This is a genomic window from Chloroflexus sp. (assembly GCF_034435895.1).
GTDB lineage: Bacteria > Chloroflexota > Chloroflexia > Chloroflexales > Chloroflexaceae > Chloroflexus.
The window spans coordinates 1-7,657 of the sequence record NZ_DAOTWH010000280.1 but is presented as its reverse complement, the minus strand read 5'-3'; the positions used below and the strand labels follow the sequence as shown (position 1 = coordinate 7,657).

The 7,657-nt window shown below is 61.9% G+C and carries 11 protein-coding genes; 6 read left to right on the top strand and 5 right to left on the bottom strand.

Annotation, left to right across the window (positions count from 1 at the left end):
- Positions 1–846: hypothetical protein (locus tag U9R81_RS15895; RefSeq protein ID WP_322496408.1), on the top strand; the 846-nt coding region annotated here is incomplete at its 5' end.
- Between the two features lie 85 nt (positions 847–931).
- On the opposite strand, the gene U9R81_RS15890 is transcribed toward U9R81_RS15895, so the two are convergent.
- Complete coding sequence (locus U9R81_RS15890) at positions 932–1,360, bottom strand: response regulator (protein WP_322496407.1); 429 nt, start codon at positions 1,358–1,360, stop codon at positions 932–934.
- Positions 1,361–1,624: 264 nt separating this feature from the next.
- Here U9R81_RS15890 and U9R81_RS15885 point away from each other — a divergent pair, with 264 nt between their 5' ends.
- A complete protein-coding gene (locus tag U9R81_RS15885) occupies positions 1,625–2,482 on the top strand; it encodes a carotenoid biosynthesis protein (protein ID WP_322496406.1) in 858 nt (285 codons plus the stop codon).
- Here U9R81_RS15885 and U9R81_RS15880 read toward each other — a convergent pair.
- The 3 genes from U9R81_RS15880 to dusB form a co-directional block, all read right to left on the bottom strand.
- Positions 2,403–3,209 carry a lysophospholipid acyltransferase family protein gene (locus U9R81_RS15880; RefSeq protein ID WP_322496405.1) on the bottom strand — a complete coding sequence of 269 codons (807 nt, stop codon included), beginning with the start codon at positions 3,207–3,209 and terminating at the stop codon, positions 2,403–2,405. The genes U9R81_RS15885 and U9R81_RS15880 overlap by 80 nt on opposite strands.
- Positions 3,210–3,253: 44 nt before the next feature.
- Entirely contained in the window at positions 3,254–3,733 is a 480-nt protein-coding gene (locus tag U9R81_RS15875) for an NAD(P)H-dependent oxidoreductase (RefSeq protein WP_322496404.1), read from the bottom strand.
- Between the two features lie 69 nt (positions 3,734–3,802).
- Positions 3,803–4,858 carry a tRNA dihydrouridine synthase DusB gene (gene dusB / locus U9R81_RS15870; protein ID WP_322496403.1) on the bottom strand — a complete coding sequence of 352 codons (1,056 nt, stop codon included), beginning with the start codon at positions 4,856–4,858 and terminating at the stop codon, positions 3,803–3,805.
- 197 nt (positions 4,859–5,055) lie between these two features.
- Here dusB and U9R81_RS15865 point away from each other — a divergent pair, with 197 nt between their 5' ends.
- Genes U9R81_RS15865 through U9R81_RS15855 form a run of 3 tightly spaced genes read left to right on the top strand, consistent with a single transcriptional unit; the run spans position 5,056 to position 6,719 of the window.
- Positions 5,056–5,460: a hypothetical protein gene (locus U9R81_RS15865; RefSeq protein ID WP_322496402.1), complete on the top strand. Its 405-nt coding sequence runs from the start codon at positions 5,056–5,058 to the stop codon at positions 5,458–5,460.
- A complete protein-coding gene (locus U9R81_RS15860; protein WP_322496409.1) occupies positions 5,393–5,695 on the top strand; it encodes a reverse transcriptase-like protein in 303 nt (100 codons plus the stop codon). Before U9R81_RS15865 ends, U9R81_RS15860 begins: the two co-directional genes overlap by 68 nt.
- Positions 5,696–5,738: 43 nt before the next feature.
- Positions 5,739–6,719 (top strand): SPFH domain-containing protein, encoded by a 981-nt coding sequence (locus U9R81_RS15855; protein WP_322496401.1) that lies wholly within the window; start codon positions 5,739–5,741, stop codon positions 6,717–6,719.
- Between the two features lie 50 nt (positions 6,720–6,769).
- Here the strand turns inward: U9R81_RS15855 and U9R81_RS15850 are convergent, their stop codons facing one another.
- Complete coding sequence (locus tag U9R81_RS15850; protein ID WP_322496400.1) at positions 6,770–7,030, bottom strand: hypothetical protein; 261 nt, start codon at positions 7,028–7,030, stop codon at positions 6,770–6,772.
- Between the two features lie 256 nt (positions 7,031–7,286).
- Here U9R81_RS15850 and U9R81_RS15845 point away from each other — a divergent pair.
- The coding region (locus U9R81_RS15845) for a CRISPR-associated endonuclease Cas1 (RefSeq protein ID WP_322496399.1) at positions 7,287–7,657 on the top strand (371 nt) is incomplete at its 3' end.

The window sequence follows — 7,657 nt, the reverse complement described above, 5'->3', positions numbered from 1 at the left end:
CCGCCGCTCACGACCGTGGCCGTGATCGGCGATACCGAGAATGATCGGCTTTTGACCGTCCATTTGCAAAGTTTGGGCGAGATCACCGCGTATGGCTTCATCGGCGTTGACCGTCCGGTAGCGCCGGCTACCCTTGAGTGGGACGATGCAGTTGCGACGGCGACCCGCTGGGCCTTGGTGCAGCAATGGGCGGCGGAACTGGTGGCGCGGGGGGTGGATTGGACCCAAACCGCCGTCCTGATCGATATTGACAAAACCCTTCTCGGCCCGCGCGGGCGGTCAGATGGCGCGATTGACGATGCGCGGGCCGAGGCGGCCTTGATGGTCGCCACTGAGTTGTTGGGCGACCAGTTTGATCGCAGCTTGTTTCGCCGGAATTATGCCGAATTGTGCCGGCGGGAATGGCACCGGCTGACCCTCGACAATCAAGACTACACGGTGGCGCTGGCCTTGTTTGCGACGGTCGAGGTGTTTGATTTGCCGGCGATTGAAGTGCAATTAGCTGCCGGCTTGTCACCGACGCTGCTCGAATTGTTGATTGCCGCGCAACAGGTGCCGGTTGAGTTGCAGGCGCTGCGCAAGCAATTGATCGAACGGATCGAAGCTGGTGATCCGACGCCGTTTACGCAGTTCCGCCGCACCGAATTGGTGACAACCGCAGCGCGCATGGCTGATGGCCGGCTGGCCCTCAGCAGCGAGCTGTTCCGGCTGGGGCAGGACCTGCACGCACGGGGAGCGTTGCTGTTGGCCGCTTCCGACAAACCGGCTGAATCGGCGTTGCCGTCGCCAGAACAGGCCGCCGCCGGGTTGCTGCCGTTGCATCGCACGCCGGCAGTGTTAGATTAACGTGGCTGGCTAAAATACAGCGTGCGGCAGGCCCCTGCCGCACGCCTGTTTAACGCTGCTTGCATGGTGCCTGCGATGAATTGGCTCAATACCCGTTGATCGCGCGCTCGTGGACGATGTGGGCCGAGGGGAGCAGTTGCTTAATGCGCTCGATCAATTCGTCGATGAAGAAGGGCTTAGTCATGTAGCTATCGACCGCCGCTTCAGCGGCTGCATTCCGTACCTCAGCCGAGTCATAGGCGGTGACGATCAGCGTTGGCGGGTAATACCCTTGGGCATGCAGCTCCTTGATCAAGCGCACACCGTTCATGCCGCGCAGGTTGTAGTCGGTGATCAGCAAATCGAACGGCTGCTCTCGCCAGCGTTCAAGACCCTCTTCCGCGCTGAGCACCGACACGAATTCGTAGGGAATGCCAAGCCCCCGCATGGCAAATTCGATAATACGTCCAATATTATTGTCATCCTCTACAAGGAGAATGCGCACTGGATGGCCATTGGCTGGCGTGTGAGTCATTGGTCACCCCCTATGTCGCTGATCCTGCGCCATTGCAAGATGTGATCTGTAGAGGCGGCGCCGGCGGTATATAGTACTCCTATTCAATTCTTAGTGTAGCACATGTTTACGATTGTTGCCATAACGATTTTGTCAATTTCCTGCCGGCGAACGTGAGGATATGGTTAGGTCATTGAAAGCTTTGACAGGCCATGAAAGCGAATCTATAATCAACTATAGGGGCTACCGAATGGTATGACCCGTCTGTCAGGAATATATTACTCTATGTTTTCTGATCAATCTTTGTTGCCACCGTTACGTCGCAGCGTTGTTCTCCTGCTCGCCGTCTACCTCTTTATCTATCCGTTCGCCATCGTCTTGGTCGCGCTGGATCGGGTGCCGGTGTGGGGTACGTGGATGGGAGGCGCTTTGCTGATTTTGCAAGGCGCGTTGATGGGGTTGTGGCTGACCGTGCGCTATCGCTGGTGGGGTGCGCTGGCAGCCGGCTTGATTCTGGTTATTTCGTGGGCAGTTGAGCACATTGGCGCAAACACCGGCTTTCCATTCGGGAGCTATTCGTACACTGATGTGTTGCAACCGCAAATCTTCGGCGTGGTGCCGCTGGCCATCCCCTTTGCTTGGTTGTTGATTGTCGTGGCGGCGGTTGGCGTCGCCGAGCGGATCCTCAACCGTGATGGCCGTCCGGTAGATGATCGCCAGCTTAATCCGACCCGCGTCTTGACCGCGGCGTCGTTTGCGCTGTTGCTTGACGTAACAATCGAGCCGTTCGCCGTCTACATTAATCGCTACTGGGTTTGGACGAGTGATGAAACCGGTTTTTACTATGGCATTCCGGCGTCCAACTTTGTGGCGTGGTGGGTGACGAGCTTGATCTTGTCGTGGGTGTTGCTGGCGTTGCGCCGGCAAGCGGCGCAACTCAGCCATACGCCGCAGCACTTTATGCCGTGGCTGCCGCCGGTGTTGTATTTAACTAATCTTACGATGTTCGTGGTCGTCAACCTTGCTCGCGGCCAAGTGTTGCCAGCCCTGATCGGCGGCTTGATTATGCTCGTGCTCGCAGGCGATTGGCTGCTGCCGCGGCTGGCCCGCCGTCTGCGTCGCGTCGCTGAAACCAACCCCTAACTGCATCCCATGTGCGGTCAATGCCCCACCGTCCGCTGAGCAGCGGCTGGAACCGGCCTAGCCGCTGCTCGATCACATCGGCGCGGAGGGTGTCAACTGCTGCGGTCAGCCGCGCGGCGACATCGGCCCGGATCGCTTCAATATCGGTGCGGCTAGCCGGCAGGTGGGGCGGGCCGATCTGCACAAAGGCATGCGGCCATTGTTGGCCAAGGAATTCGTAACGCAGTGCGATCGGGCAGAGGGTGACATCGCCAGCCAGCGCGGCGATGCGGGCAATGCCGGGGTAGATGGTCAGCGGGCGGTAGTCGTTGGCTTCGATCCGGCCTTGCGGGAAGATGTAGAGCGCCCGATCGCGCCGTTCGCGCAACAGGTTGGCAGCATAGATCTGCGCGCGCTGCGATTCAGCGGGATCGCACCGCTCGATCGAGAAAGCGCCGCACCACGTAAAGAAGCGGTACGCGCGCAGTTGCCGCTCTTCCATCATGAGATAACTATCAAATGCCCGCCGCATAATTGCGCGGTGAATGAGCATCATCATGTACCCATCCCACCACGCCGAATGGTTCAAGTAGAAGATGTACGGGCCACGCTGCGGATCGGGGCGCGGACCGTATTGGGCGAGCCAGATGTGATCAAAGCTGCGCGTGAGCGCCGGACGCGCTAACAGATAGTAGATGGCTTCGTCGGCGATCCAGATTTTGTTGGCTGGGATGCGAGGCGTGACCATAGTGACTTCGTTGTGCGATGGGGCAGAGCAGCGCTCTGCCCGTCCTACGGAAGCGCATGCGGCGCCAGCGTTGCACGCGCTGTCTGGTACGCCGCTTGGATGGCGGCGTGTGGCAACGGCGTGTCTGCGGCCAGCGCAAACCCACCGGCGATCGTAAAACCGCATGTCGCAACTGCGGCCCGCAATTCATTGAGCACGGTGGCGGCGTGCGGCCCGACGGCAACTAACGCGGCGTAGCGTCCGGCCAGATCGGCGGCATAAGCGGCGCGCAGCAGATCGTTGAGGCGGGCCGGCAGTTGCGGCGCCGTAGCCGGCGTGACGATCACGATCAACTCGGCGTCGCGCATATCGGCCACAATATCGGCCAGCAGCGCGTCGGGTTGGCCAAGAGGCAACAGGCCGAGAAACGCGGCCCGTTTCACCGGCGGCAATTGGCCGAGCAGCGCGCTCAACACCTCTGGCGCCGGATCATCTTCATCGGCGCTGCCGCAAATGCCTAGCGTAAACAGATACCCGTCGTGCATCGCAGGTTGCTATTCTGACGCCAAGGCCCGCAGCCGCAACGGTGTTCATCGCGGCTGCGGGCTGGCGCATTAATCCGCCGCTATCGCTGTTTCAGGCACAGCGGCATCAGTGTCGAGGTAGGGCGCAAAAAACTGCTCAATCGCCTCACGGGCAGCAGCAAGACTAGCAGCCGTATGCACCGCCACGCGCAAGTGGTTGCTGCCGGGCAAGCCAACATGGAATTGGCCGATCAACTGCTTGATCTTGTTCAGCGCGAGCCGTTCCGGCAACTCCTCGGCGCAGATGGCCATGTATTCGATCAGTAAGTTGCGCTTGTCAGCCGGCGCCGGCGCAAACGGCGCAACCCCGCGACGCAGATCGGCGATCTGGCGAAAGATCCATGGATTAGCGATCGCGCCGCGCCCGATCATCACCCCATCAGCACTGCTGTCGCGCAACCGGATCAGCGCATCAACCGCCGTCGTCACATCACCGCTCCCGATCACCGGGATCGAGACGGCGCGTTTGACTTCGGCAACCCGTGACCAGTCGGCTTGCCCTTTGTACCCCTGCTCGCGGGTGCGTGGGTGCAGCGCCAGTGCCGAAACGCCAGCGGCTTCGGCGCGTTGGGCCGCTTCGATATAATTCAGACTCTGCTCATCCCACCCAGCGCGGAATTTCAGCGTCACCGGAATCTGCACCGCCGCGCGCACCGCGCGCAACAGCCGTTCCATCTTCGGCAGATCGCGCAGCAATGCCGAACCGTGGCCGCCGCCAGTTACTTTGGGTGATGGACAGCCACAGTTGATATCAATAATGTCGGCGCCTAAATGCTCGACAATGCGGGCCGCGTTGGCGACCAGATCGGGATCGTTGCCCGAAATCTGCATCGTCAGCGGGCGCTCTTCCGGCAAATAGTCGAGCAACCGGTGGCGGCGCAAGGCCTTGGGGCTAACACTGGCCGCGTTGGTCATTTCGGTGCTGACCAAGCCGCAGCCGCCGAGGCGCAGAATCATCCGGCGGAAGATGCTGTCGGTCACGCCGGCCATCGGGGCGAGGATGATATTCGGTTCGATACGGATATGCGCGACATGGTAGGCGGTCGGCAGCCGCGCAATCTCGGCAAGAGTGATGTGTTCGCTCATACCTTTCATTATAGCAGAGAGTGCAGCTACGTTGGCAAGGGGGCGTTCCGTTGGGCGAGGTTGAAAAATCGTCCAAAATTCGCATAATTTTTTCACATTTGTGAACAAAAGTTGTGCTATTCTTAAGGTAGAGCGCCTTGCATCTTCCGCCGCACACCGGCGCTGCTGATACGAAGCTCTTGGGTAAGGAGGAGGTTATGGTATGGTGTCTCGCTTCGTGCGCGCTCTGTTGCATCGGTTTGGCGATCGCTGCGCTGCCGTTCAAACCCCTCCCGATCCGGTTGCCGCGCCACCTGTTACGCGGCTGTCTGGCGACGACCTTCCGTATCGCCGGCGCGATCTTTACTCATCCTCGCGTACAGCCTGCTCGCCTAGCCGAGTGGTTGATTGTGCAAATTGACGGTACGCCGGGCTTTCCGGCGCGCGGCACGGCTAGATTAGGCATGTTGGTGCGCAGCGAGCGCGCCGCAGTGATCCGAATTCTATGCCGGGCGCGCGCCGGCCTGCACCAGCAACGAGGCCGAGTATCAGGCCCTGATTGCGGCCCTGCGTCTGATCCGGCGCGACTTTCCCAACCGGCGGGTGCGCTGTCTCACCGATAGCCAGTTGCTGGTTGAGCAATTGCGCGGCGCGGCAGCGGTGCGCGCCGAACCGATCCGTCCACTCTCCCAGCCTGCACGCGAGCTGAGCGGCCAGTTTCCACCAGCAGCGTTCGAGCTGGTGCGCATCCCCCGCGATCTCAACCGGCTGGCTGACGCGCTGGCGGGGGAAGCGTTGGGTGGACGGCAGGCGTTGTTGCGCCGGGCCGGGGTGGGGAGGGAGGGAATAGGCAGATAGCGAATGGTTTGGTTCACGATCCATAACAACTAGGAGGCGAGTTATGCAAACGCGCGAACCCATGATTGCAACCGCTGTGCGCGAAGCGGTCGCAGAAGCGGTCAATGATGGCTTGGCGGTAGTGAACGGAGCGATCACCGCTGAGACGATGGCACAGACGTTGCCGGCATTGCACTTTGCCACTGGCTTGGCGACTGCACCGCAACAATTGCCGCGTCAATTGTTGGGCCTCATGGCGCAGGTGGTGGTGCCACCCGGCGCGTGGGCGGTGGTCTATCTGCCCGGCGGCGCGACGCGCACTTTCACCGCCGGCAGCCACACGATTTGGGCGCCTCCCGGCCCGGTGCTGGCGCAGTGGGTCGATGCTCGCCGCCGCCAAGTGCAGATCGGCCCGATCGCAGGCTGGAGCGCCGATAAGTGGCCGATCCGGCTCTGGCTGGCGATCGAGCTGGCGGTGCGCGATCCGCTGTTGCTTGTGCAGCACCGCGAACCGCTGGTAGCGGTGAGCGCAGCGACCCGCGCCGCGGCCCATGTCTTCATCGAGCGGCACAGCCATGCCGAACTCACCGGCGCGCAGGGGATTGATGACGCGGCCCGCTTTGTCTGTGAACGGTTGCAGGCCGATCCAGCCTTGGCCGGCCTTGAGATCATTGGGGTGCAGACGCTCAACCGGCAGGGCGACGAGCGCCACACCGAGGCGGCGATGGCGGCGACGATTGCCGCGGCCGAGATCGATGAAGAGCGCCGGGTCGCCGAGGCCCGCCACCGGGCGCGTCTGCACGCGCTGGCTGCGCAGACGGTCGAGCGCGATCACGAGCATCGCTTGCGTATGCAGATGCGGGCCGCCGAAGCGCGTGAGCGGCTCTTGGCCCAGCATGCCGAAGTGCAGCGGGCGACGCTGGCCGCCCGACTCGATTTGATCAACGCCCAGATTCGGGCGCAGGTCGCCGAGATCGCTCACGAAGAGCAGGTGTGGCAGAGCGAGCAGGCCCGCTTCCAGCCAGAGTGGGAACGGCTGCAATAGCAATTGCTCGAGAGCCACCGCACTGATCAGGCGCTGCGACTGCTGGCTGCTCAGCACGAGAGCAAGCGTATCGCCGGCGAAGTGACATTGGGGGGCGAAGAGCGGCGCGGCGCGCAGTCGCAGGCGTTGGTCGAATTGCAACAACAGCTCGAAGACCGCGGCTGGCGCGGGCCCAAGCTGCCGCCGAGCGGCGCGAACACCACGAGCGGGTATTGCTCGAACTGCGGCTGCGCCACGAGCAATTGGTGGCCGACTAGATGGCGCGGCTCGGCAATTGGCAACTGGCCGAACGGTAAGGGAAATAGCGACAAAAGAACACAAAATGTTGCTTTCTTCCCTCCATCCCAGTGCTATGCTCCCCATCACCCCGCCCCCAGTGGAGGAGGGGTAAGGGGTGGGGGCAACAGCCCGCGCAGCGGGCTTCGTCATCGTAGCCCGGCCCTGAAGGGCCGGGTGCTGGACCAAATGTTCTGTACCCCATTGAAAGGGAGCGGGGAGAAGGCGCACCGCGCTCGCTTACACCCTCTGCACCCTCTGCGGTAAACAACCTCAACAAGGAGCAATGCTATGGCTACGCTGTACGTCCAAGAACAAGGCGTCACTGTGCGCAAACGCGACAACCAGATCATCATCACCCGCGCCGGTGAAGTGCTGCAAGAAATTCCACTTAACAAGATCAACCAGATCGTGCTCATGGGGCGCGGCGTGCAGATCTCGACCGCGCTCTTAGTCGAACTGCTCGGACGCGGGATACCGGTCATGCTGACTAACCAGCACGGCAGCCGCCATTACGCCACCCTCACCGCCGGCCCCTTGCGGTTTGGCGCGTTGCGCCTGCGCCAAAGCCAACTGGTTGTGGATCCGGCGTGGGCGCTCGAACTGGCGCGCGGCATCGTGGCGGCCAAATTGGCCGCCCAACGCGCCGTGCTCGCCGCGAC